General features: G+C 69.0%; 21 protein-coding genes and 2 pseudogenes. 11 read left to right on the top strand and 12 right to left on the bottom strand.

All coding sequences use genetic code 11. The features are described 5' to 3' along the window. Nucleotides 1–42: 42 nt before the first annotated feature. Together IEY91_RS39520 and IEY91_RS39515 are read right to left on the bottom strand one after the other, a co-directional pair. Nucleotides 43–6,828, bottom strand: coding sequence for a glycosyl hydrolase family 18 protein (locus IEY91_RS39520; protein WP_189177630.1), 6,786 nt, complete (start codon nucleotides 6,826–6,828; stop codon nucleotides 43–45). Nucleotides 6,829–7,156: 328 nt separating this feature from the next. After that, nucleotides 7,157–7,534 (bottom strand): ATP-binding protein, encoded by a 378-nt coding sequence (locus IEY91_RS39515; RefSeq protein WP_229697678.1) that lies wholly within the window; start codon nucleotides 7,532–7,534, stop codon nucleotides 7,157–7,159. Nucleotides 7,535–7,591: 57 nt separating this feature from the next. Between IEY91_RS39515 and IEY91_RS42785 the strand changes: the two are divergent. Next, nucleotides 7,592–7,780: pseudogene (locus IEY91_RS42785) on the top strand (IS701 family transposase); the annotation flags it as partial. On the opposite strand, the pseudogene IEY91_RS39510 reads toward IEY91_RS42785, so the two are convergent. Next, nucleotides 7,704–8,089: pseudogene (locus IEY91_RS39510) on the bottom strand (endonuclease); the annotation flags it as partial. The pseudogenes IEY91_RS42785 and IEY91_RS39510 overlap by 77 nt on opposite strands. A 15-nt stretch (nucleotides 8,090–8,104) precedes the next feature. Then, complete coding sequence (locus IEY91_RS39505) at nucleotides 8,105–8,914, bottom strand: LysR family transcriptional regulator (RefSeq protein ID WP_189177629.1); 810 nt, start codon at nucleotides 8,912–8,914, stop codon at nucleotides 8,105–8,107. Between the two features lie 68 nt (nucleotides 8,915–8,982). On the opposite strand from IEY91_RS39505, the gene IEY91_RS39500 reads away from it, so the two are divergent. Next, complete coding sequence (locus IEY91_RS39500; RefSeq protein ID WP_189177628.1) at nucleotides 8,983–9,882, top strand: NAD(P)H-binding protein; 900 nt, start codon at nucleotides 8,983–8,985, stop codon at nucleotides 9,880–9,882. 159 nt (nucleotides 9,883–10,041) lie between these two features. After that, nucleotides 10,042–10,320, top strand: a complete 279-nt coding sequence (locus tag IEY91_RS39495; RefSeq protein ID WP_189177627.1) for a helix-turn-helix domain-containing protein — start codon at nucleotides 10,042–10,044, stop codon at nucleotides 10,318–10,320. A 363-nt stretch (nucleotides 10,321–10,683) separates the two neighbouring features. Here the strand turns inward: IEY91_RS39495 and IEY91_RS39490 are convergent, their stop codons facing one another. Next, nucleotides 10,684–11,088, bottom strand: coding sequence for an FKBP-type peptidyl-prolyl cis-trans isomerase (locus tag IEY91_RS39490; protein WP_189177626.1), 405 nt, complete (start codon nucleotides 11,086–11,088; stop codon nucleotides 10,684–10,686). A 494-nt stretch (nucleotides 11,089–11,582) separates the two neighbouring features. On the opposite strand from IEY91_RS39490, the gene IEY91_RS39485 reads away from it, so the two are divergent. The 3 genes from IEY91_RS39485 to IEY91_RS39475 all read left to right on the top strand — a co-directional run bounded on the left by IEY91_RS39485 (nucleotide 11,583) and on the right by IEY91_RS39475 (nucleotide 14,457). Further along, nucleotides 11,583–12,671, top strand: coding sequence for a ferredoxin reductase (locus tag IEY91_RS39485; protein WP_189177625.1), 1,089 nt, complete (start codon nucleotides 11,583–11,585; stop codon nucleotides 12,669–12,671). Nucleotides 12,672–12,687: 16 nt separating this feature from the next. Next, nucleotides 12,688–13,764 carry a fatty acid desaturase family protein gene (locus IEY91_RS39480; RefSeq protein WP_373288121.1) on the top strand — a complete coding sequence of 359 codons (1,077 nt, stop codon included), beginning with the start codon at nucleotides 12,688–12,690 and terminating at the stop codon, nucleotides 13,762–13,764. A 132-nt stretch (nucleotides 13,765–13,896) separates the two neighbouring features. Further along, nucleotides 13,897–14,457 (top strand): DUF6328 family protein, encoded by a 561-nt coding sequence (locus IEY91_RS39475; RefSeq protein WP_229697676.1) that lies wholly within the window; start codon nucleotides 13,897–13,899, stop codon nucleotides 14,455–14,457. Between the two features lie 587 nt (nucleotides 14,458–15,044). On the opposite strand, the gene IEY91_RS39470 is transcribed toward IEY91_RS39475, so the two are convergent. The 4 genes from IEY91_RS39470 to IEY91_RS39455 form a co-directional block, all read right to left on the bottom strand. Further along, a complete protein-coding gene (locus IEY91_RS39470) occupies nucleotides 15,045–15,464 on the bottom strand; it encodes a hypothetical protein (protein WP_189177624.1) in 420 nt (139 codons plus the stop codon). Further along, nucleotides 15,461–16,087, bottom strand: coding sequence for a hypothetical protein (locus IEY91_RS39465; protein WP_189177623.1), 627 nt, complete (start codon nucleotides 16,085–16,087; stop codon nucleotides 15,461–15,463). The genes IEY91_RS39470 and IEY91_RS39465 overlap by 4 nt, the downstream gene beginning before the upstream one ends. 395 nt (nucleotides 16,088–16,482) lie before the next feature. Further along, the gene (locus IEY91_RS39460; protein WP_189177622.1) at nucleotides 16,483–16,656 is read right to left on the bottom strand and encodes a hydrophobic protein; all 174 of its coding nucleotides are present in this window, start codon (nucleotides 16,654–16,656) and stop codon (nucleotides 16,483–16,485) included. A gap of 120 nt (nucleotides 16,657–16,776) precedes the next feature. Further along, nucleotides 16,777–16,983, bottom strand: a complete 207-nt coding sequence (locus IEY91_RS39455) for a hypothetical protein (RefSeq protein WP_189177621.1) — start codon at nucleotides 16,981–16,983, stop codon at nucleotides 16,777–16,779. 375 nt (nucleotides 16,984–17,358) lie between these two features. Between IEY91_RS39455 and IEY91_RS39450 the strand changes: the two genes are divergently transcribed. The 4 genes from IEY91_RS39450 to IEY91_RS39435 all read left to right on the top strand — a co-directional run bounded on the left by IEY91_RS39450 (nucleotide 17,359) and on the right by IEY91_RS39435 (nucleotide 18,882). Next, nucleotides 17,359–17,637 carry a hypothetical protein gene (locus IEY91_RS39450; RefSeq protein ID WP_189177620.1) on the top strand — a complete coding sequence of 93 codons (279 nt, stop codon included), beginning with the start codon at nucleotides 17,359–17,361 and terminating at the stop codon, nucleotides 17,635–17,637. A 68-nt stretch (nucleotides 17,638–17,705) separates the two neighbouring features. Then, nucleotides 17,706–18,065: an ANTAR domain-containing protein gene (locus IEY91_RS39445; protein WP_189177619.1), complete on the top strand. Its 360-nt coding sequence runs from the start codon at nucleotides 17,706–17,708 to the stop codon at nucleotides 18,063–18,065. Nucleotides 18,066–18,106: 41 nt separating this feature from the next. After that, entirely contained in the window at nucleotides 18,107–18,463 is a 357-nt protein-coding gene (locus IEY91_RS39440; RefSeq protein WP_164327300.1) for a PRC-barrel domain-containing protein, read from the top strand. 68 nt (nucleotides 18,464–18,531) lie between these two features. Beyond that, entirely contained in the window at nucleotides 18,532–18,882 is a 351-nt protein-coding gene (locus tag IEY91_RS39435; protein WP_189177618.1) for an ANTAR domain-containing protein, read from the top strand. Between the two features lie 169 nt (nucleotides 18,883–19,051). Here the strand turns inward: IEY91_RS39435 and IEY91_RS39430 are convergent, their stop codons facing one another. Both IEY91_RS39430 and IEY91_RS39425 read right to left on the bottom strand, forming a co-directional pair. Further along, nucleotides 19,052–19,654, bottom strand: coding sequence for a hypothetical protein (locus IEY91_RS39430; protein ID WP_229697674.1), 603 nt, complete (start codon nucleotides 19,652–19,654; stop codon nucleotides 19,052–19,054). Nucleotides 19,655–19,847: 193 nt separating this feature from the next. Further along, the gene (locus IEY91_RS39425; protein ID WP_189177617.1) at nucleotides 19,848–21,191 is read right to left on the bottom strand and encodes a diacylglycerol/lipid kinase family protein; all 1,344 of its coding nucleotides are present in this window, start codon (nucleotides 21,189–21,191) and stop codon (nucleotides 19,848–19,850) included. 233 nt (nucleotides 21,192–21,424) lie between these two features. Here IEY91_RS39425 and IEY91_RS39420 point away from each other — a divergent pair, with 233 nt between their 5' ends. Then, entirely contained in the window at nucleotides 21,425–22,159 is a 735-nt protein-coding gene (locus tag IEY91_RS39420) for a DUF1206 domain-containing protein (protein ID WP_229697673.1), read from the top strand. Nucleotides 22,160–22,685: 526 nt separating this feature from the next. Here IEY91_RS39420 and IEY91_RS39415 read toward each other — a convergent pair. Continuing rightward, nucleotides 22,686–22,847 (bottom strand): ANTAR domain-containing protein, encoded by a 162-nt coding sequence (locus IEY91_RS39415; RefSeq protein ID WP_373288124.1) that lies wholly within the window; start codon nucleotides 22,845–22,847, stop codon nucleotides 22,686–22,688. Nucleotides 22,848–22,852 lie beyond the last annotated feature (5 nt).

Genomic DNA, 22,852 nt, shown 5'->3' with positions numbered 1-22,852 from the left:
CTGCCGGGGCCCTGGGGGTCCGTTACCGCGTGGGGCGAGGAGCTACGGCGTGGGGCCGAGCTTCTTCCACGGGCGGCTTCCGTCGGACTCGGTCTTGCCCGGTTCGATCGTGGTGTACCACTGGGCGTACCAGTAGAAGCCGTCGTGCTTGACGTAGGCGCCGGTGGCCCGCTTGGGGTCGCCGGTCAGGATGTGGGTTTCGTGGTCGTTGTCGCCGTTGGCGGTTTCGGCCTCCTGTCCGGTGGCGGCGCGCAGCTTGAAGAGCTTGCCGTGCTTCGGTCCGCCGGGCTGGCCCTCGGTGCCGTCGTCGTTGACGGGGACGAAGCGCCAGCGCTGGCGTTCGCCGTCGCCGCAGTCCCTCGTGGCGAGGTCCTTGCCGGAGTCGGTGGCGGTGAGGCACCTGCCGCTGTTGCCGATGGTGTACCAGCCGTCGCCCGCGTCCTTGACCTGCCAGAACTGGTTGGGGTTGGTGGTGGAGGGGGAGACGAGGTGGACCCGGGACTGGTCGGGGAAGTGGTCCATGTTCATCTGCTGGTACTCGAACTGCCAGCCCTTGTCGCCCTTGTCGAACGCGCCCCAGAGGCGTCCCGCCGCGGGGGTGTAGGTCTTGCCCGGCTTCCAGTCCGTGGCGGGGCAGGTGCCCGAGGACGGGGCCGGGGGCTCCACGGTGTCGGTGCCGCGGCGCTGGTCGCCGGTGACTCCGTACTCCTTGTCGCCGATCTTGACCGTGGTGTTCGCGGGGCCGGTGATCGGCAGGTAGTACTTGACGTCGATGTCCATGGATTTGCCCGGCGGTATGTCCTCGCAGTAGCCGAGTGGGATGGTCACGCGGTGGAAGTCGGCCTTCAGGCCGCCCTGGTTGGGGCCGCTGCGGCCGGGTTTGACGATCGGCATCTCCTTGTAGCCGGTGTCCTTGATGACGGGCGGGGCGGAGGTGGGGATGTCGAAGGAGATCTCGGTGTCCTGGCCGAGGGTCTGCTTGCTGTTGTTGGTGATGCGCAGCTTGGGCTGGATGGGGTAGAAGTCCTTCTCCGCGGTGGGGAAGTCGACCAGTTCGACGTCGGCGTCGATGACCTGCCGGGGCAGGGTGCGCCCCTGGCCCGCCTTGGTCGCCCCGTAGGGGTCGGCGGCGCGCAGGGACTTGTCCAGGCGCGTCGTCAGGTCGTAGCCCATGCCGTACTCGCCGCCGGGACGCTCGGCGTAGTCGCCCGCCAGCTCCCACAGCATGACGCCGCCGATGTCGTTGTCCTTCACGTACTGGGCCTTGGCGTCGATCGACCGCTCGTTCTCGGTGGACAGGAACACCCGCTTGTCGGCGTTCCACAGCCACGGGGCTTCCAGCTGGGAGCTGTACTTCTCCTCGTAGCGCCCGCGCAGCTTGTTCTGCTCGCGCCCCGTGTCGAGGCCGTACGACTTCAAGTAGCCGGGTGTGGTGCCGCGTTGGAGGTTCTTCGCGTGCCACAGCGGGTTGGAGCCCGCGGCGACCTCCTTGCCGTCCTCGATGTCGTGCCAGACGTTGTCGATGCCCACGGCGCCCGCGCCGCAGTCCGAGTCGCCGCCGCGCCCGCCGGTGCCCAACGGGCAGTCGCCCTGCTGGGGCAGGGAGGCGGTGCCCCACAGGCCGTCCTGGCCGCCCTGCACGTCGCGCCAGCCGCGCGTGTAGTAGGGCAGTCCGAGGTTGATGCGGCCGGCGGGCAGTGCGCCGCGGTAGTAGTGGTAGGCCCAGTCGGTGTTGAAGTAGCCGTGCTTCTGGAAGTCCTTGGTGTCCGCCTTCTGGTCGTCATAGATGCCCGCGGCCGCGAGCTCGTTGTCCTTGCCGTCGTCGTACAGCGGCGCCTGCGGGCCGACGTACTTGTTCCAGGAGCCGTGCAGGTCGTACGACATGACGTTGACGAAGTCCTGGTACTGCAGGGCCTGTCCGGAATCGAGGCCGCGCACCAGATAGCCGGACGAGGAGCCCGCGGAGGTCAGCTGGAAGTACCGGCCCTTGTCGGCCCCGGCCCTGTCCAGCTTCTGCCGCAGCGTCTTCATCAGCGCGTTGTAGCCCTTGGTCAGGCCCTTGCGGCGCGGGTCGGCGACGTCCCAGTCCTTGGGGTTGCCGGTCTTCGGCAGCGCGGTGGGGTACTCGTAGTCGATGTCCACGCCGTCGAACCCGTAGGTCTGGAGGAACGTGACCACCGAGTCCGCGAAGGTGTCGATGCCGTTCTGGTTGACCGATCCGTCCGCGTTGGTGGCCATCGAGTAGAACTCGCGGGTCTCCGCCCAGCCGCCGACCGAGATCAGCGTCTTCACCGACGGGTGCCGCTTCTTGTACTTGTTCAGCAGGTTGAAGTGCCCCTTGTACGGAAGTGACGCGTCCATCTCGGCGCGCGGGTTGCCCGGCCAGGTCATGCCGGTGGCCGGGTTCTTCGGGTCGGAGGTGTCCCCGACCGAGATCTTGTTGTCCTTGCCGATGTGCGCGAACGCGTAGTTGATGTGTGTGACCTTGGTCCACGGGATGTTGCCGACCAGGTACTTCGGGTCGCCCTTCGCGCCGGTGCGCCAGCCGGTGAAGTAGCCGACCACGCGCCGCGAGCGGCCGTTGCCGAGCCACTCGCGGCCCTGCTCGTCGTACACGTCGCAGTACGGCGTGTTCACCCCGGCCGTCTTCGCCATCCCGTCGGGACGGCAGTCGCCGGACGCGGCGGGCTTGTCGTCGCGCACGGGCTCGCCGTCGTCGTACGGGTCACCGGCGTCGCCGTCCTTCCCGTTGTCGTCGTCGGGCGTGGCGTCGGGCAGCGTCCACTTCTGGGCGTCGCTGCCGTTGCAGTCCCAGATCTGGGTCTGCCGGCCGTTCTCCGCGACGCTGGACGGTATGTCCAGGCACCGGTCGGAGCCGGGGTTGCGCAGCTCCTTGTTGCCGCCCGGCCGCCACTGCTGTGCGCCCGAGCCGTTGCAGTTCCACAACTGCGTCAGCGTCCCGTTCGCCGTCCCGGACGACGCGACGTCCAGGCACTTGCCGAGCGCCCGCGCCGTCCCGTCCCCGGGGAGCGTCCACTTCTGGGCGTCCGAGCCGTTGCAGTCGTGGATCTGCACCGGCGTGCCGTTCTCGTCCGACCCGGACCTCACGTCCAGGCACTTGCCGCTGAGCCCGACGATCTCGCCGGTGCGCTCCTTCGGCTTCTCCGGAGCGACGCCGAGAGCCTTCCAGCGCTGCCCGGCGTCGCCGGACGCGCAGTCCTTGACGGCCAGCGTCTCGTCCGCGCCCGCAGCCGTCAGACACAGCCCGCCGTTGCGCAGCCGCGTCCAGCCGTCGCCCGCGTCCTCGGCCTGCCACAACTGGTTCTTGTCCCCGTCGTTGTCGTTGGCCAGGCGCGCCTCGTGCTTGTCGGTGTCATGGGCCAGTACGGGTGCGCCGTCCAGGGCGCTGATGATCTGCCACCCCTTCGGCGTGGCCCGCGCCCGCCACTTCTGGGCGGGGCCGTCCTTTGGCGCGAGCGCCTGCACGCGGGTGCCCGGTTCGGCGTTCGCGTTGTCGACGTCGGCGACGAGGTCGTCCTTGGCGGAGCGGAGAGGGCCGGTGCGGTCGATGGGCTGGGGGCGGGGGGTGATCTTCACCGCCGCGTACTCGATTTTCCACATCTCGAAAGCGGAGGTGTTGCACGGCCGCAGCGAGCCCCAGGTGGTGGAGCCGGGTTCGTAGGCCAGGCACCATTTCCCGTCATCCGTGGTGATACGAGAACTCAAGCCGTCCGAGGCCTGCTCGATCTTCCAGACGCGGGGGGTGTCGGTGACGGACGCCCACTGCCACGATCGCCCGCCGTCTGCCTGCAGGTATTTCCCCGTCCGGTTCCTGATGGTCGTCTCCAGCGTCTGGCCCGGCTTCAGGTCACCGGTGATGTACCACCGTCCTGTGTCGGCATCGTCCGAGCCCGTGGACACATACTCGGAGTTGGGTCCGTGGCGCTGCAGCACGGCTTGGCGCCCGACGCTGTCGCCCACCCCCTGATTGTGAAGCCAGGAGAAGATGCGCACGCTGCGGGGAGACTGCGGGGTCTCGCCGAAGATCGAGCCCTTCAGGGACGGCCACAGCTCCGTAAGGGACATCGGGCCCAACTCGATCTTGCTCTTCGCCAGGTCCTCGTCGAGGTACAGGCGCAGGGCCCGGGTGCCGTTGATCAGGTAGACGTCGGAGCCGTTCGGCTCCGGGTCGTACACGGTCCGCTGCATGGCGGTGCCGATGCCGTTCTCGAAGCCGGTGCCCTTGAGGACGGGCAGGCCTTCGGAGATGGCTCGGGGCTCCATCACCCACTTGTCGTCGGTGCCGTCGATGTCCAGCTTGAAGATGGCCATCTGGTCACCCTTGAACAGCATGATCCGGCTGTCGCCGATCTCCACGGCGGCGTCCACGCCGTTGGCGAAGCGCGTGCCCTCGAAGAGCTTGAAGCCGCTGGTGATGGACATCGGTCCCTTGGCGAGGGAGTCGTCGGTGCCGTTCATGGGGATCTCGACGCGGACGTACTGGTCGCCGCGGAAGAGGATCAGCTGGCGCTTGTTGTACTTCTTCGCCTCGAACGCCGCGTCGAAGCCGTTGACGAACGGGGTGCCGTGCAGGCTGGGCCACTCCGAGGAGATGTCCTTCACCTTGCCGAGCGGTTCGTCGGCGGCCTCTTCGAAGCGGGCGTACCGGTTGCCTTGGAAGATGTACTGGTTCGGAGGACCGCTGTCGGCGGTGCGGACGGCGGCGTCGATCACCTGGTCGCCGGACAGGTCGACGTCACCGGGCTTCCTGCCCTTCTCGCCCCGGCAGGCGTACGTCCACGGGCTGGTGTCGCCGCCCGTCGCCACCGCGAACTTGGTCAGGCAGGCGCTCAGGGCCTTCTGCCCGTAAGCGTTGGGGTGGAGTACCTCCTGCGTTTCGCCCGGTGTGGTCAAGCCCTGGTGGAAGCGCACCCACTCCGCGTCCTCGGCGGGCACGGGCTTGTCCAGGGTGTTCTCGGACGACGCCTGCTGGGTCGACTTGGCGCACAGCTCGTGCCCGTCGAAGGCGTCGCGCAGATCGAGGAAGGAGGCCTCCGACTCCTCGGCGGCGCCGCGCAGCATCGTGCCGATGCTGTCGACGGCACCCTTGCGGGTCCAGTCCGCGTCGGCGTCGTAGAAGGGGCAGCCGCCTTCCGTGTACCGCCTGTAGTCCACGACCGTGCTGCTGTACTTCATCTCGCTGGAGGCGGGCAGCGGGGCGGGGTAGGACTGGACCACCAGCTGGTAACTGCTCTGGTCCTGGCCCGACTCGGCCATGGTGTCGCGGATGGCCTCGATCGTGCTCAGGACTTTCTCGCGCACCTGCCCCAGATCCCGGTCCACCTTCCCCGACGCGGTTTCGTTGCAGGGGCCGTTGCCCTTGATGAAGTCCCACCCGCAGTCGGTGACGAGCTTGGAGAACTTAAGGTCGTTGCCGCCGATGGAGAGCGCGATGGTGCTGACCTCGTGCTCCTCCGCGATCTCCGCGAGCTGCTCGATCTGCGGCGTGTTGCCCTGCGCGCTCCCGTCCCCTTGCGCCTGGTCGATGACGTGCTCAGTCCGTGCGCCCGAGCACGCGATGTTGAACCGCCGCTCCTTCGGTACGCCGTCGATGTCGGCGCCCTTGATCTCGGCGACGTCGGAGCGGTGACAGAAGTCGCTGCCGTTCCCGTTCTTCTCGTACACCTCGGTTCCGCCGGAGGCCCGGTCGGTGCCCCAGCTGCCCTTGGCGGACGTGTTGGCGTTGCCCTGCCAGCGCCCGCCCTCACCGGAGATGAAGCTGTCGCCCATGGAGACGGTGGCCCGGGGGAGGTCGGGGGGGAGGGAACAGGAGTCGTCGGCGGCGGTCGCGCGGCGTGCCGTTGCGGCGTTGCTCTTCCTCGCCGTCTGGGCCGTGTCGCAGGGATCCGGGGCGGGACCGCTGGTGAAGACGACGGGGTTGTGGTCGGACCCGTACATGCTGTTCAGCCGAGTCGCCTTGAAGTCGTTGGCGGCGCCCCTGGCGACCATGAAGTCGAGTTCGGCGCCATGCGTTTGCGTGCTGTTGCCCGAGTAGATCGCACGAGCGCTCATGGCGCCCAGATCCACGGACTGCTCCACAGCGCGCTGACTGGTGCGGAAGCCGCCCTGCTGCGTGTCCGCCAGCTCGCTGAGCTCCTCCTTGAAGGCATCGGAGTTCTCGGAGGGGAACCGATTGAAGTCCCCCATGACGGCCCAGCTCTGCGACCCCACGGGCGAGTTCTGGAACTTGTTGAAGTCCTGGAGCGCGCTCTCGACGTTGTTCTTGCCCCGCGGTGACTCACTCGTGGCGTGGAAGGAGTAAAACCAGTCGTCATCGATCTTGACGCCGAGGGTGCGGAACCCCTTCTTCTTCTCTGCGCCCCGGAGTTCGAGCGTGAGCATCTCCGTACCGAAGTCCTCAACGGCCTCCCTGGTCACGAAGCCGATGCCGCGATTGTTTCTGTGCGTGAAGATGCGAAAGAGGTGGAAGCCCTTCTTGAGTCTGTACTCATGCACACGCCATGCCTCGAAAGAGCCCTTGGTGCCGTCCGGCTTGTAGTTCGGGATGTCGTGTTCGATCGGCGTCATCTCCTGCCCGTCCGCGTCAGGCAGCTTGTCCTGGTTCGGCATTTCCTGGAGGGCGAGGACGTCGAGGTTGTGCTTCTCCATCAGACCCGAAACGTTCGAGATGTTCTTCGAATTCGCCTGAAGGTTCCACGTGGCCGCCCTGTGGTCCGAAACCGCGGCGGCGGCGGGCTGCGCGGGCAGCCACAGGACCTGGAGCAGCCCGGCTATCAAAGCGAGGGCCAGCGCGCCGACGAGGGGCAAGCGACGCGTTCTCGCCCCGGCGGCCCGGAACCGCCGGGGTGGTCTTGAGGGCAGCATGATTCCTTCTCAGAGCATGGGGGTGGGGATCTTGGCAGCTGAGAAGGTAAGGGGCGGGAGTCAACGGGTGATCAATGGCTGTTGAACGGCTCCGCGAACGGCTCCGCCGGGTGCCCAGGGCTGGAGCAGGAGGTGGCCTCCAGGTTTCCGCCGAGGGCGGGGCTGGTGTTTCCGTCCCGCCAAACCCTGCCGGGCGGGAGCCCGGCGTGGGCGATGTGGATGTCTCATGGTGCCGGAATGCAATCGGCGCTGGTCATCACCTGATCGACAGTTAACTGACGCGGTCGAGCTCCGCCCAGACCGTCTTGCGCGGCTCCGGCCCGACCTCCGTGCCCCACCGGTCCGCGAACGCCGCGACCAGGGCGAGCCCCCGGCCCGACTCGTCCTCCGGCTCCGCTGCCGCCCCCGGCGCCCGTGGCAGCCGCTCGGCGCACGCGCCGCTCACCTCCACCCGCAGCAGCCCGCCCGGCGCGAGCCGCAGCGTCAGCCGGAAGTTCCGCCCCGGCACGTGCCCGTGCCGCACGGCGTTGCCCGCCAGCTCGGCGGCGACGGGCTTCGCGGCTTCGAACGGTCGGCCCCGGATGGCGAGTTGGTGTACGACAGTGTGCCGGGCGAGCTGCGCACCGCGCGGGCTGGACGGCAGCGGCACGCTGAACTGCCGTACGGAGGCCAGAGCTTGTGTGGTCTCTGTAGCTTGATGAGTGCGATGACTGCTCGTCGTCCGTGCCCGCCGGCTCCGGGACCGCTGGAAGGCCAGGCCGTTGGTTTTGACGATCTCTTCGGCTCACTGGCGCAGCGACGTGGTTTTCGCGAGTACCTCACCGGGCTGCTGCCTCCGCGGGAGCGGAACAAGACGCTGACGTGCCTGTGGGGAAGATCCGGTCGTTGCGGGTCTTTTCGAGGGTGTCGGGTGGGTCGGTTTCGTTCCGCTGCTTGAGGACGGACAGGCGGCCCATGGCCGGCGCGTTGCCGTTGTCGACCCGATCGTTGGGTTCGAGGTCGGGGAAGGCGTCGGTGCCGTCGTAGCGGACGGCCATGTAGAGGATCATGCGGGCAACATCGCCCTTGACGGCATGGCGCGGCTCGAAGGAGTCGCTGTCCACGGAGCTGTCGGGTGCTTCGTCGATGGGCTACCGCCGTTGTCGAAGTCCAGGTTGCCGCGGGTGAAGTTCACCGAGGCGTCCTCGGGGCGCAGGTGGTGAATGTACGCGCTGATCGCTCAGCTGGTCCGCAGCGTCGCGGTGGCGATCTCCAGGAAGTCGCGCAGCAGCTTCTCCCGCCGGTCCGCGAGGACCGCCAGGCACCTCTGGACGTCCGGGGCGTCCGTGACGGGGAGGAGGGCGAGATCGGGGCGGGGGTAGGACCGCGCGACGCTCAGCGGGACGAGTGCGATGCCGTGTCCGGAGGCGATGAGCTCGAACTTCTCCTCGAGTGAGGACGTTCGGCGCGTCGGCGCGTCGAGCATCCGCTCGCCGTCGAGGTCGGCGGAGGTGAGCTCCTGACGGCACACCAGCGGGTGTGCGGCGGGCATGCAGGCGACCCTGGGCTCGCGGCCGATGGGGATGGTGTGCAACCCCGAATCGTCGAACGGACGCCGCAGGTAGCCGACTTGGGCCCGGCCGTCCCGGAGCGGCGCGGCCTGCTCCCACCAGCGCGCCGGGACGACGTCGGTCTCGACGTCCGGGTGGCGCGAGGAGAACGCCCGGAGCGCATCCGCCACATGCAGCCCGGGGGAGAAGGCGACAACGAGCCGTTGGACGCTCCGCTCGACGTCGTGCACGCGCCGCACCGCCGCGGCGACCGCCGCGAGGATCCCCTGGGCCTCCTCGTAGAGCTGCTTCCCGGCAGCGGTCAACTCCACGCTGCGGGTGGTCCGCACGAGCAGAGCGCACTGCAGCTCCTGCTCGAAAGCCCTGATCTGACGGCTGAGAACCGGCTGGGCGATGTACAGCTGCGCCGCCGCACGCCCGAAGTGCCGGTGTTCGGCCACCGCGACGAAGTAGCGGAGCTTGCGGAGGTCGAGATCCATGCCTTCAAGGTATCAATCGCCAGGAAGGGTATTGGACGGTGCCAGTGGACGGCCCCGAGACTCTCAACATGATCGTCATCACTTCTCCCACCGGCCAGATCGGTGGCCGGCTCCTGGACATCCTGCTCAACGAGGCTCCCACTCGTGGTGAAGAGCTGCGCGTCATCGTGCGCGCCCCCGCGAAGCTCCCCGACGCCGTCCGCGCCCGCGTCGACGTGGTCACTGGCTCGCACGGTGACGCAGCGGTCGTCGACCGGGCCTTCGCCGGCGCGGACGCCGTCTTCTGGCTGGTTCCGTCGGCCCCGAAGGCACCGCTGAGCCTGGACGCCGTGTACACCGGATTCACGCGTGCGGCGGCGAAGTCGTTCACGGCCCACGGCGTCGGACACGTCGTCGGCGTCTCGGCGCTCGGCCGCGGCACTCCCGTCGCCGGCCGCGCCGGGCATGTGACGGCGTCGCTGGCCATGGACGATCTCATCGCCAGTACGGGCGTGGCCTACCGGGCGCTCGCGAACCCGACCTTCATGGACAACCTGCTGTGGCAGGCGGCGTCGATCCGCGACCACGGCGTGTTCACCGGCACCGTCACCGCCGACCGCAAAGCACCGGTGGCCGCGCCCCGTGACATCGCCGCGGCCGCCGCCGGCCTGCTGCTCGACCGATCGTGGACGGGGACGGGCGAGGTCCCGGTCCTGGGCCCCGAAGACCTCTCGGCGAACGACATGGCGCGCATCATGTCCGAGGTGCTGGGCCGCCCGGTCCGCTACGCGTGGCAGTCGCTCGACGACTTCCGCGCAGCGCTGGCCGGACGCGGCACCGGGGACGCACTCGTAGAGGGCTACGTCGACATGATGCGCTCCAAGGACCAGGGTCTCGACGACGGCGTACGGCGCACCGCTCAGACCGCGAGCCCGACGAGCTTCCGCCAGTGGTGCGAGGAGGTGCTCAAGCCGATGGTCCAGGCATGAACGCCGAGGCCTGGCTGTAACGGCTCAGGACTTCTTCGACGCTCTGTGCCCGGGAGTTGCTCGACGGCTCTCGGGCTTCGATGAGAACCGGTCTCATCACATCCTTGTCGTCCTCCGTCTGGTTGGGTGCGGCCGGCGATACGGGGCTGGGCGGGGGACATGGAGCCGCAGGAGCCGCAGGAGTACCGGTACCGGGCCGTGCGTGAGGTGCTGGAGGTCTTGCCGATCGGGGAAGTGGCCGCCCGGTACGGGACTTCGCGTCAGTCGCTGCACAGCCGACGTCGGCGGTTCGAGCAGGAGGGAATGGCCGGGCCGCGGGACCGCTCGCGCCGGCCGCGGACCAGCCCGAGCCGGATTTCGGCAGAATCGAGGCGCTGGTGTGCCGGCTCCGGCGGCAGCATCCGCGCTGGGGCGCTCGCAGGATCCGCTTCGAGATGACCAAGGGGGGTGCCGCGCCGGTGCCGTCCCGCGCCACGGTCCACCGGGTGCTGGTGCGCAACGGGATGGTGACCCCGGCGATGCCGTCGCTTCCTACGGAATGCGGACTGGCGCCGACGAGCTGGATTCCGTCGAGGACCTCGCCCGTCCGCCGAGCGCGGCCGCCGGGCTCGGGCGTCCGGGCGGCGGCGTCGGGCAGGCCGTTGAGGAAGTTGGTCGCCTTGTAGCCTTCGGCGGTCAACGGGTCGCAGCGGAACTGTTCGGACGCTGCGGAGGCGGAAGCAGGAGCGGCAGCGAGCAGCACGGCGGCACCGAACCCGGGAGACGATGCAGCGCGTCGCAGCGGAGGTGCGGTCAGGGTCTCTAGGCGTTGCTCCACCCGGCTGTGCTGGAATACGAGTCAAGCAGGTCCACCACGAAGACCAGGGTCGAGCCCGCCGGGATCAACGGCGAGGGCGACTGCTTGCCGTAGCCGAGACGCGGGGGAACGATGATCTCGCGCCGACCGCCGACCTTCATCCCCCTCACCCCCCGGTCCCAGCCCTTGATGACCTTGCCACTGCCCAGGGCGAACTTGAACGGCTGCCCCCGGTCCCAGGAGGCATCGAACTCCTTCCCGGACTCGAAGGTCACCCCGACATAGTGGACCCTGACCACCATGCCCGGCTTTACCTCGGCCCCGTCCCCGACGACCAGGTCCCGGATGGTCAGCTCGGTAGGAGCGTCACCCTCCGGAACCTCGACCGCGGGCTTCGTCGGTTCACTCATTGCAGCCTCATCACTCTCCGTCGGCCCGCACGGACCAGCCGGACACATGGACACCATGCAGCAGATGGTCACGCTACCGAGAATGCCGATCCCCGGAGCACACCACATCCAGCGGCCACACGTGATGATCTTTCACCTGGCCGGCGAACGCGACCCCGCACGCACGGGGCACGCAGCAATCGGCTGCCTCCCCGCGAGGGTCCAGCGGCCTGGTGAGTAGGCTCCCGAGGCGGTCTCTTCTCATGGCGGCGGTCGGGTGTCGTGGAATCGGCACGGTCATCCGGCCAATTACCTTTGGCGCGCCCCGGCTTGCCCACGCAGGCCACCGCACTGTGCGGATGCGCGCTCGCCGGATACCGCAGACGGCGGGTGGCGGGATGTGCCTCCTGGGCGCGCGTCCGTTCACACAGTCGTGGTTACGTTGCCTCCGCCGGGCCCGGGACGACTCGACGTACGCAGCACCCGTCGTGCTGCGCGACGAGAGGAATCCGCGTATGCCTGAGTTGTCGGCCCTCGCGAGCAGGCTGCTGAACGTGGCCTCCTGGCTGACCAGCCCGCTCACCCCGGACGACTATCTCGGGCTGATCGACCCCCTCTTCGGCACCCGCTTTCCGGTGGGGCGGGTGACAGGGGTGTGGCCAGAGACTCCGGATGCCGTCACGCTCGCTCTGCGGCCCGGCCGGGGCTGGGCGGGGCACCGTCCTGGGCAGTACCTTCCGGTCGGCGTCGAGATGGACGGCGTATGGCAGTGGCGCACGTACTCCCTCACCTCGGTGCCGGGCCGGGAGGACGGGCTCCTGACGATCACCGTCAAGGTTGCGCCGGACGGCAGGGTTTCCCCGCAGCTGGCCCGCCGGACTTCTCCGGGCACGGTGCTTCGACTCGGTACGGCGCAAGGCGAGTTCGTTCTTCCGGACCGCCTTCCCTCCCGCATCCTGCTGGTGACCGCCGGCAGCGGCATCACCCCGGTCATGGGCATGCTCCGTACGCTCATGAGCCGTAGGCCCCCGCACCCTGTTGTCCTGTTGGTGCACAGTGCACCCAGTGCCCGGGACAGCATCTTCGGCTCCGAACTGCGCGCAGCTCGACGGCAGTTGGACTGGTTGGACTGTGTCGAGCACCACACTCGGCCGCACGGCAGGCTCGCCCCGGACGATCTGGCCCGGCTCTGCCCCGACTGGCCGGAGCGGGAGACCTGGGCCTGCGGCCCGGCCGCCCTGCTCGACGCAGTGGAGTGCCACTGGGGCCGGGCGGGGCTCGGCGAGCGGCTCCATGTGGAGCGTTTCCAGCTGGATCCGGTCCTGCCGCTGGATCGCGATGCCATCTCCGGTGGCCGGGTGCTGTTCACCCGTACCGGTACTGAGGTCACCGTGGACGCGGTCACCCCGCTTCTCGTCGTCGGCGAGTCGGCGGGGGTGGTGATGCCCTACGGGTGCCGGCGCGGGATCTGCTTCGGCTGCCTCACCCCGCTGAGGTACGGCCGCGTGCGCGACCTGCGCACCGGCGAAGTCCACGACCGGGCCGGCCAGATGATCCAGACCTGCGTCTCGGCGGCGGCCGGACCGCTGGCCCTCGACGCCTAGCCACCAAGGAGTCCCCGTGACCGTGATCCCTCCCGCTTCCAACGAAGCGGCCCCCAGTACGGATGTCGGCGACGAGCTCGGTGCGGAGCTCGACCGGATCCGCTCGGAGATCATCGCCGCGCGCGGTGCCGACGACGCCCGCTACATCCGTACGGTGATCGCCACCCAGCGTGGCCTGGAGGCGGGAGGGCGGGCCGCTCTGGCCGTCTCGCTGTTCCCGCCCGCCTGGGTCGCGGGCACCGCCATGCTCTCCGTCGCCAAGATCCTGGAGAACATGGAGCTGGGTCATAACATCCTGCACGGCCAGTGGGACTGGATGGGCGACCCGGCGATCCACTCGACCATGTGGGAGTGGGACTTCCTCACCCCGGCTGAAGCCTGGAAGCACACCCACAATCACCTGCATCACACCTGGACCAATGTCGTCGACCGCGACCGGGACCTCGGATACGTCGTCTTCCGGATGAGCGGTGACCAGCGCTGGCGTCCGCGCCATCTTGCTCAGCCGTTCTACAACTTCGTGCTCGCCCCGCTCTTCGAATGGGGCATCGCGCTGTACGACCTGGAGCCCGATGCCGTCGCCGCAGGGCGCAAACCATGGCGGTCCTTCGCAGCCGATCTGACCGGGTTCCTCTCCAAGGCCACCCGCCAGCTCGCCAAGGACTACGTGCTCTTCCCGCTCCTCGCCGGGCCCTCCGCCCTGCCCTGCCTGCTGGGCAACCTCACCGCCAACACCGTACGCAACCTGTGGTCGCACACCATCATCTTCTGCGGCCACTTCCCCGGCGACGTCCAGACCTTCACCGAGGACCACATCGACGGCGAGACGCGCGGGCAGTGGTACCTCCGGCAGATCCAGGGCTCCGCCAACATCGAGGGAAGCCCGCTCTTCCACATCCTCAGCGGAAACCTGAGCCACCAGATCGAGCACCACGCCTTCCCCGACCTGCCCAGCAACCGCTACGCCGAGATCGCCCCGCGCGTGCGGGAACTCTGCGAGAAGTACGGCATCCCGTACGTCACCGGCCCGTTGTGGCGGCAGTACGGCTCGACGTGGGGACGCATCCTGCGCTTCGCCGTGCCGGGGCATTGAACTGCACAGGCGGAAGACAGGTGTTCGCTCGGAGGGTGAGTCCTGGGCCTGTCTGCCCGCAGGCCTCGTGGGCCCGGAATGCTCTGCCCGGCCTGGCGACGGTTCGGCGTGTGTCGGCTAGCTTGCAGGGACATGGCCGAGGAGAGTCACCGTACGCCGCGCGAGGAGACGACGTTGGAGCGGGCCGACCGGAATTTCGGCGAGCTGCTCCAGGAGTTGCGGATCATCCAGACCGGCGTCCAGATCCTGTTCGCGTTCTTGCTGACGCTGGCCTTCACCGCCCGCTTCCCCACGCTCGACACGGCGCAGCGTGCGATGTACATCACGACGTTGCTGCTCGCTGTGCTGGCGGCGGCCCTGTTCACCGCGCCGGCCGCGCTGCACCGCACGCTGTTCCAGCGGGGGGCCAAACCCGAGATCGTGCGGGTCTCCTCACGGCTGGCGGGGGCGGGCATGAGCGTGCTGATGCTGGCCCTGACGGGGTCTGTGCTGCTCGTCGTCGACGTGGTGCTCGGCCGGGTCGAGGGTGTGATCGCGGGCAGTGCGACGCTGCTGGTGTGCGGCGCACTGTGGGGGCTGTTGCCACAACTCGTCGGGTGGCACGCCGCTCGGATCGAGGCCCGAGCGGCCCTGGAGGTGGATACCGGATCCGGCCCAGATGCCGCTGGTGGAGGTCCCGTGGCTGATCGTTGAGGCGATTGCTTCAACAATGCGTTCACGACAGCGAGTTGTTGCCAGCCCGGGCGGGGTGGCTGGATTGCGGGGTTGTGATGTGGGCGCGGGCGCGTGAGCACTGGACCGTGAATGCCTGCGGGGCCGGAGTCCACCGGCAAGCTCCTGGGAGTGCCGGCGGCACGGTTCGGCGCGGTGGTGATGACGATGCCGAGCGGTACGGGCAAAACGATCTGGACCGCCGTCCCGAGCGGCGACGGTGTGATGTTGCAGCTGGCGGGTCACGATCTGACGATCGAGGTGGAGGACCCCTTGATGAATCCCCCGCAGTTGCTCATCGCGACCACGGTCCAAGAAAGGAGTCTCCCGCGGTACCTGCTGGAGCGTGCAGCCGGTGGCGCTGTGCGTGTGACATGCCGGGCCGGTGGGAGATCCTCCGAGCCGTGTCCACCATGTCATGCTCGGTGCCGTCCGTCCGCTGGGCATCAAGTGGATCGGGCCGATTCCAGGACACAGCCGCCGCATTCTCGACCGGTGTGGACCTGAGCACCGATCTTCTGCGGCGGCTGTGTTTTCTGCGGGGAGGCTGCTTCACTGCTCGGCGGGCGCTACATGCGCAGCAGCAGCTCTGTGGTCTCCTTGTACTGCCGTAGCGCGAGCCGTAGTTCCTCTGTCTGCGCCTCGGTGTCCTGGCCCTGCCAGCCTGCACGCAGGGCACGGCGCCGCTCCGCGAGGTTTTCGGTCAGCTGGGTGACGACTTCGTCGAAGACGCCGTCGGCCTCTTCCACGGCCTGGCGAGGGCTCTCGACGAAGGCGTTGAGGGCCTGCTGGAGTCGTATGGTGAGCTTGTCCCGTTCGCCCTGCGCCAGCAGCGTGGACCCCGGGGTGCGGACGGATGCATCAGTACTGGCGACCGGCTCACGCGGTGCGCGAGCGGCCTCGGTACGAGGCGTCTGCGAGGCGTGCTGTTCGACGAGATCCGGCCTCCCGCCCTGGGGCTGTTGGGCGCGTTCCTGGTCGTACGTCATCGCGTGCCACTTCCCTTCGCATGGCGCCGGTTCAGTGCCCACGGCGCGTGACCGCGGTCGTCGGGGGACTGCGGATGGCGCTGGTCCGAGTCGGCTGGTTGCTCGGTGACCAGGGCCTCGAAGAGGCTGCGGGCTTCGATCATGGCCTCCCGCATTTCCTCGGTGCCGCTCTGGCCGCGGGCGGCTGTGTGCAGGCTGCGGTAGCCCTGGACGTAGTGGGCGTGGTGGACGGAGAGCGCGGCCAGCTGCTCCTCGAAGTGCTCGCCGTCGGGATAGCCCCGGTCCCTGGCCAGGTGCGCCAGCAGCGCATCGGCCTCGATGATGGCCGTCTGCGGGGATTCAACGAACTGCTCTTGAACGGCGGCCCATTGAGACGCGTATTGCTCGCGGGCCGCAGGTGACAGCGGCTGCTCCTTGAGGGAGCCGTACCGCTTCACGCGCTCACTGAGCTCCCGGTCGGCGCCCTTGGTGTTGCCGTCGTGGCGGGTGACGGCACGGTCGTACTCGGGCCCGAAGCGCCGCTTCAGCCCGCGACCGCCACCGCCCCGGGTTCGTCCACGCACGACGTAGACGAGGGTGGCCGCCGCGACGACGAGCACGGCGATGATGACGACGGTGATCATGGCTGTCCTCTTTGGTTCTTGATCCGTTGGCCGCTCTGCTGCATTTCCATCAATCCCTGTCGGCTCACTCAGTGTTGAGGCCGGCCGGTTGGTGCCCACGTGACGTGGGCACCAACCAGGGTGCTCGTGGTCAGCGCTTGAAAGCGCCCTTGGCCTTGTCGCCGGATTGCTTGAGATCTCCGGAGATCCGGTCGGTCCTGCCCTGCCTACGCAGCCGCCTGTTTCCGGTGGTCCTGCCGAAGCGTTCCGTGATCCGGCCCGTGAAAGCCTGTGTCTTGTGCCTGATGGTTCGTCCCACGCTCATGGCTGTCCTCTGCTCGTCCGCTGGGTGGGCTCCCGCGTCTGATGGCCGTGCAAGCCGCCCTGTCCGTGGACAGGGCAGAAGGCTGGGTGGATCAGCCGTGGCTGCGGCCGAACCGGCGCCTGCCACCGCCGCCGCGGCCGCGCATCACGAAGCCGACAAGCCAGAGGACCAGAAGTGCAGCCGCGACGTACCACAGGATCTGCATGGTGAAGCCGAACCCGAAGATCACCAGGATCAGCAGAAGGAGAAGAATCCAGACGAGCATCGCCGGGCCTCCAGATCGCGGGAATGGTTCCTGGTTTTCCGCGGGGTCCGGGCGAAGTGGGAGGGCGGAATGCTTCGCCCGAATGATTCGGATTGGCATAGCCCTACGCCGTGTTGTCAGTCAACGCCCGACGACCTCCCTTGTCAACGCCCCTTGGGCGCTGGGGGGTTTCGGGTGCACGGCCGGGGCCGCCGGGGGAATCGGATGCTCGACAGGGGTTGCGACGGGCTCGGCCGGCGGCAGGACGTGGTCCTCCCACCAGGACAGGCCCATGACGGTGGCGAGCAGGACGAAGGGGGCCGAGGCCGGGACGATCAGCGCGTACATGCGTACCGCCTGGGGGCAGAAGTGTGCGACGTGGCGGGCAGCGGATCGGTGCCCGCATGGAGCGCATCGAGGCCGCGCCGGGGTCACCCGGCGAGGGGCGGGTGCGGCCGCGCTCGTGACGCGGCGGGTTCCGGCAGCGATGCGCACGGTGCGCCCCCTGGGGAGCGCGAGGGCTGTTCGGCGCTGCCGGGGACCGGGGCGGCTTGGCGCACGGTAGCCGCTGCCGCATTCGACGGCCAGATGTCAAGTGTCCGTCTACGTCGGGCAGTACGCGGTGACGTGGGAAGGTATCCGCGGGCTCTGGGCAGGACTACGCTGTGGGATGAGGCCCCAGTCCCCGGCAGCGATGTCCATTCCGCTCCGGGGAGGCCCACCGTGTTCGTGCTCCTGTTGATCCTCCTCGCGGTCCTGTTCGGGCTCGGCTTCCTCCATGCCCTGTGGTGGGTGGCCGCGGCCGTGCTGATCTTCGGCCTTGTCCACCATGGCCGGGGCGGTACCGGGGGCCGAGGCCGTGGAAGTCATTCCGACTACGGGGAGTACCGGGACTACCGGGATCGTCAGGAGCGCTGGGACCGCCGATACCGGCGCCAGCGCCGAGGGCGCTGGATGCGCGAGGACCGCCAGGATCGCCGGGACCGTGAGCACCACAGGTGACCTGGAGATCGCCCAGACACTCCGGGGAGTCAGGCCAGGTGCGAGGAACTCGGCGAGAGGTACCTGTCATGCAGCGGACGGCCACGATCCAAGCGGAGCAGGTGAACTTGGCTGCCGAGGCCACCTGGGGAAGCGTGTCCCCGGGGCAAGATGTCGCCGCCCTGCGCACCGAGAACGATCAGCTGCGCCGGACGATGGCCGGCCGCGCGGTCATCGATCAGGCGTGCGGCATGGTGATGGTCCTGACTCCGTGCCGCCGGTCGGCAGCCCGGGAGCTGCTGGTGGATGTTGCGCGGCAGTGCGATCTCAGGCTGCGAGAGGTTGCTGCGGCCCTGGTCGCCACCACGGAGGACAAGTCTCTTCCCGAGCAGATGCATCGGGCGCTACGCCGTGCGCTGCGGCGACTCCATGCAGCCGACCGGCGATGAGCGGCACGCCAACCAGAACAGCGCTCCGGGAGGGAGACGTCATGATTCACGCAGCCGATGTCCGGGAGTGGCGCGACCTCGCAGTCGTCGACACCGAGTCACACAAGATCGGTGTCCTCGAAGCGGTCTATGTGGACACCACCACTGACGAACCGGCCATGGCCACCGTGCGGACCGGACTGCCCACCCGGCGCCGGCTGATGTTCGTCCCCCTCGACAACGCGATGGTCGGCCCGGATTACCTCAAGGTCGCCTATGCCAAAGCACTGGTGAAGACAGCCCCCTCGATCGGCACCGACGACGTCCTGCCCGCCGAGGACGAGGCAGCGATCTTCAAGCACTACGGGCTGCCCTACGAGCCCGGGACGGCCGGTGAGCGGCAACTCGCCCGCCGCTGACCGCCTGTGGTGCCCGTGGGGGCATGCGCGGGCTATGGCTCTCGTCACTGCGTTGTGAGGTAGGCACCATGCATCAGGCGACCACGCCCTATGACGAACTGCGGGTGACGACAGCTTCTTCGGCAGGGGATGCGGCTCTTGTGGCCGAGGTCATCAAACTGCGCGCGGAGAACGATCAGTTGGTCAGGGCGTTGTCGAGCCGTGCGGTGATCGACCAGGCGCGCGGCATGCTGATGGCCCTGGCGCCCTGTTCCAGTGAACGCGCCTGGGGACTGCTGGTGGACGTCTCGCAGCACTGCAACATCAAACTCCGTGACGTGGCGGCGGCCCTGATCGCCACGGCCCAGGGCGAGCTGCTCCCCGAGCGGATCCAACGCGAACTGCATCGCGCGCTGAGGCGCCTCCGTGATCAGCGGTGACGGCTCGTGCGCTACCGCTACGGGCGACACCGGGAGCTGTGTTCTCAACTCTCCGGTGCCTTCGTCCGGGTCGACCGTCGGGCGCCCTGCTCGGGTAGCCCGCGATACGGATTCCAAACGAGGGCCCGGCAGCATCTCCGCACGCTCCGCGTCTGCCAACCGAACGCGGCTATTCGGGTCGCTGGGTCCCGGCATTGTGAGCCAGGCCGTCGGGATGGTCTGTCGTGCGCTCTCCGAGCCGGAGGACGAGTACGCGTAACGCTGCCGGGGACGGTGGCTGCCGGTGGATCTGCCCGATCTCCTGCCAGCCCCAGGCTTCGAAGGCGGCGAACGCCAAGTGATCGGACTGATCGAGCAAGGTGACGCCGAGGGATGCCTGGTGGTCGGCGAGCAGGCGCTCCTGCAGACGGCGGGCGAGCCCGCGGGCGTCCTCGTGCGGATGGATGAGGGTTTCGGTGATCGCGAAGACGTGTCCGGAGGCCGTGAGTTGCTCGAGGTTCTGGGGCATCGGGCCCTCGAACCCCTGCCACCAGGATCCGTCGCGCTCCACGGGAACTCCGTACGCGCAGCCCGCCAGTGCTTCCGCCTCGGCGACCAGCATGTCGAAGCCGGGCCGTTGGACGTCGTGCGCCAGGCGGCGCAGGAACTCCTGTCGGCCGCGGAACTCCTCACCGGATGGAGTCGTGGAGGATTCCACGTACAGGTCCGCGAGGTCCTCTCGCAGGTCCTCGGCCTGCCAGCGGTTCAGTCGGCGCAGACGCACGGCGTCCATGGCGGACGGCTGTGAGCTGTCGGGTTCGTGTGGGTGCTGCGGCGTGTGCATGGGGCGCCTCGGTTCAGGAGACCGGAAGACGTGCGGGACAGGCATCGTGCCCAACTGGCAGTGCGTGGCCGGGGTCTGGGGCGCCTGCTTCGCAGCATAGCCCCGGATGGGCACTGCGTTGCCGTCCGCCGATGGCACGGGATCACTGGGGAGCGGGCAGGTAGACGGTGAGGGCGCGGCTCCTCTTGTCGAGGACGAGAGTGTCGGCGGCGGGGCTCACTTCGCCGTCCCGGGTGTAGTCACCTGCCTTGCCCATACCGTCGATGCGCAGGCGGGTCACGGTGGTTTCCTGGTAGACGCGGGAGCGGGAGAGGGTCCCGGTGAGGAAGGCCGCGACGAGGCGGGTGCGGGCGAAGGGGTGTTTTCCGTCGACGACGCGGAGGTCGAGGAGTCCGTCGTCCAGGGTGGGGCGGTAGGAGGGGGCGAAGCCGGGAGGGTCGTAGCGGCTGTTGCCGGCGAAGAGCAGCCACAGCTGCCGGGGCTGTCCGTCGAGGGTGACGTCGACGGGGGCGCCGTCGGCCAGGACGTGGAGCAGGCCGAGAGCGAGGGCGGGCCATTTCCCGAGGGACGTCTCGCGGGCTTCGCGGGCCCGGACGAGTTCGGGGTAGACGCCGATGCTGAAGGTGTTGAGGAAGTAGGTGCAGGTGCCGTCGCCGGTGATCCGGCCGAGGTCGACGGTGCCGCCGCGGCCCGCCTCCACGGCGTCGGCGGCCTCTTGCAGGGTCAGCAGTCCGAGGTCGGCGGCGAAGTGGTTGAGGGTGCCGCCGGGGAACACCGCGAGCGGCAGCCGGTTGTCGAGGGCCAGCACGGCCGCCGCGTTGACCGTGCCGTCGCCCCCGACCACGCCGAGCGCGCCGCCGCGTGCCTGTACCTGTGCGGCGGCCTGCCGGAGCACGGTGTCCAGGTTCTCGCCGGCATCACAGAGTCGTACGTCCGCCTTCGGCAGCAGGGCCCTCAGCTCGACTTCGGCCGGGGCCTCGCCGCCGGCGTCGCTGTTGACGACCACGACCAGGCCCTCGCCTGAGGGAAGCGCGGGGACGGGGAGCTGCGGGCGGGCGCTGTCGGCGGGCTTGTCGCGGTGCAGCGGCCACCAGCGACAGGTCGCCACGGCGATGCCCATGCCGAACGCGGCATCCACCAGAACGCGGCCGGGAGCGTGCGCCCCGGCACGCAGACGGGAGGCGGCGACGCCCACCGCGACGGGAAGGAGGACGGCTCCCAGTCGGGGTGCCTCCAAGGTGGCGCCGGTCGCAAAGGCGGCTGCACCGGCTGTGCGGTGGGAAGACACCGCCCCGCTCGGCGGATGCCGCAGCGGCCGGCGCCTGTCGAGCACCTTGGTGGCGGCCTGGATGGCGGCGGAGGCCAGGACCAGCGAGCCGGTGCCGCGCAACGCGGCCCGGCGCGCGCTCCGGTTGCCGATCAGGACCTTCGCGGCCGAGGAGGCGAGCTTCGTGCGTTCGCCGGCACGCGGTTCGTGGGTTCGCATGCTGGCCGAGTACCCCTGGCGCGGGTGAACAGGCTGCTGCGCGTACGACGCATCACGCCTCCTTACGGGGGCACTCGGTGTCCAGGACGCGCCATCGCGCGCCCCATGGCCGTGGGGAGGACCTCGTGACGTCGTCTCAAGCACCTCAGGCACAAGGAAAGGGCCGGAGCGCAGGCTCTGCCGCCCACACCGCCAAGGAAGAGACGCTGACCGCCGCGGGTCGGGCGGGTTTCATGGCACGTGGTGTTGTGTACGTCCTCATCGGCGCCCTGGCGATCCAGATGGCCCTCGGGAGCGGCGGGGAGTCGGCAGATCGCCAGGGTGCGTTGGACCAGGTCGCGGAGCAGCCCTTCGGGAAGGTGATGCTGTGGGCGCTGGCCGTCGGCTTCGGCTGCATGGCGCTGTGGAGGGGCTCCCGTGCGGTGCTCAGCAGGGGGCCCGAGCGGAAGGCCGCCTCACGGCTTCTGGACGGCGGGCGGGCGATCTTCTACGCGTCGGTCTGCTGGATCACCGCCCGGTTCGCCGCCGGTGGCGGCCAGGGCTCCAGCGGCAACGCGAAGTCGAAGGACTGGACCGCGTCGGTGCTGAAGCTGTCGTACGGCCAATTCCTTGTGGGGGCCGGGGGCTGCCTCCTGATCGGCATCGGTGTCGTGCTCGCGATACGAGCGGCGATGCGCAAGTTCCTGAAACAGTTGGACGTGGCAGCGATGAGCCACCGCACGCGGCAGATCGTGACCGGCCTGGGGGTGGGCGGGGGCGTGGCGCGCGGCACGGTGTTCGCGGCGGCCGGCATCTTCATCCTGATCGCGGCCGTCCAGTTCGACGCGGACGAGGCCAAGGGGGTGGATGCCACGCTCCGCAGTTTCACGCAGACCCCGGCGGGCCCCTGGCTCCTGGTCGCTGTCGCGATCGGACTGATCCTCTTCGGCGTCTTCTCCTTCGCCTCGGCCCGCTGGCGCCGCCTGTGAACAGGGACCACCACGGCCGCCAGGTCTGCGTCGAGCGAAGCTGGACCTGGCCGTCGCACTAGGGCGCGGCTCGGGACAACAACTGATGCGACTGCTTGGTCTCATCACGCCAGGCGCCATTCTCCTGCGCGGGGTGGATGCTGGATATGAGCGTGCCCGACCACGGCCGATCCCTCTTCCGGCACTCGCGGTCGGGCTCACCTCGACCATGGACGCCGGTGAAGCGGGAGCACATCGGTACCCAAGGGAGCCCTCTCTCCCTAGATGTGCCGGTGCGGCGTTCGCTGCAGAAGGCCGCACCGGGCCGGGAGACAGATCCATCCACGCCCGGAGCCGGCGGCCAGGATCAGCCCGTCGTGGCTCCTTCGGGAGGGCCGGACCCGGATCCCGCGCTCCCGGCGCAGGGACTCTGCCCGCGCCCGGAGTGTCCATGCGGGGCTGTTCGGCCAAAGATGCGTCAACCAGAACGGTCGTCCGAGAACTCTGGTGATGCCCCAGCGGCTGCCGAAGCTCTTCGTGGCGTGGGTCAGGACGCCAGACCGGCCAGGGGTTCGGAGTCGTCTATGAGGGCGCGGGCCACGTCGACCAGGCGACGGTTGTGGGCGCGGGCGTAGCGGCGTAAAGCGGTGAATGCCTGTTCCATGTCGATGTTGTGGCGTTCGGCGAGTTTGCCCTTGGCCTGTTCGATCAGTA

The sequence above is a fragment of the Streptomyces lasiicapitis genome, assembly GCF_014646335.1.
In the GTDB taxonomy this organism is placed as follows: Bacteria; Actinomycetota; Actinomycetes; order Streptomycetales; family Streptomycetaceae; genus Streptomyces; species Streptomyces lasiicapitis.
This window is presented reverse-complemented; position numbering and strand designations above follow the sequence as displayed.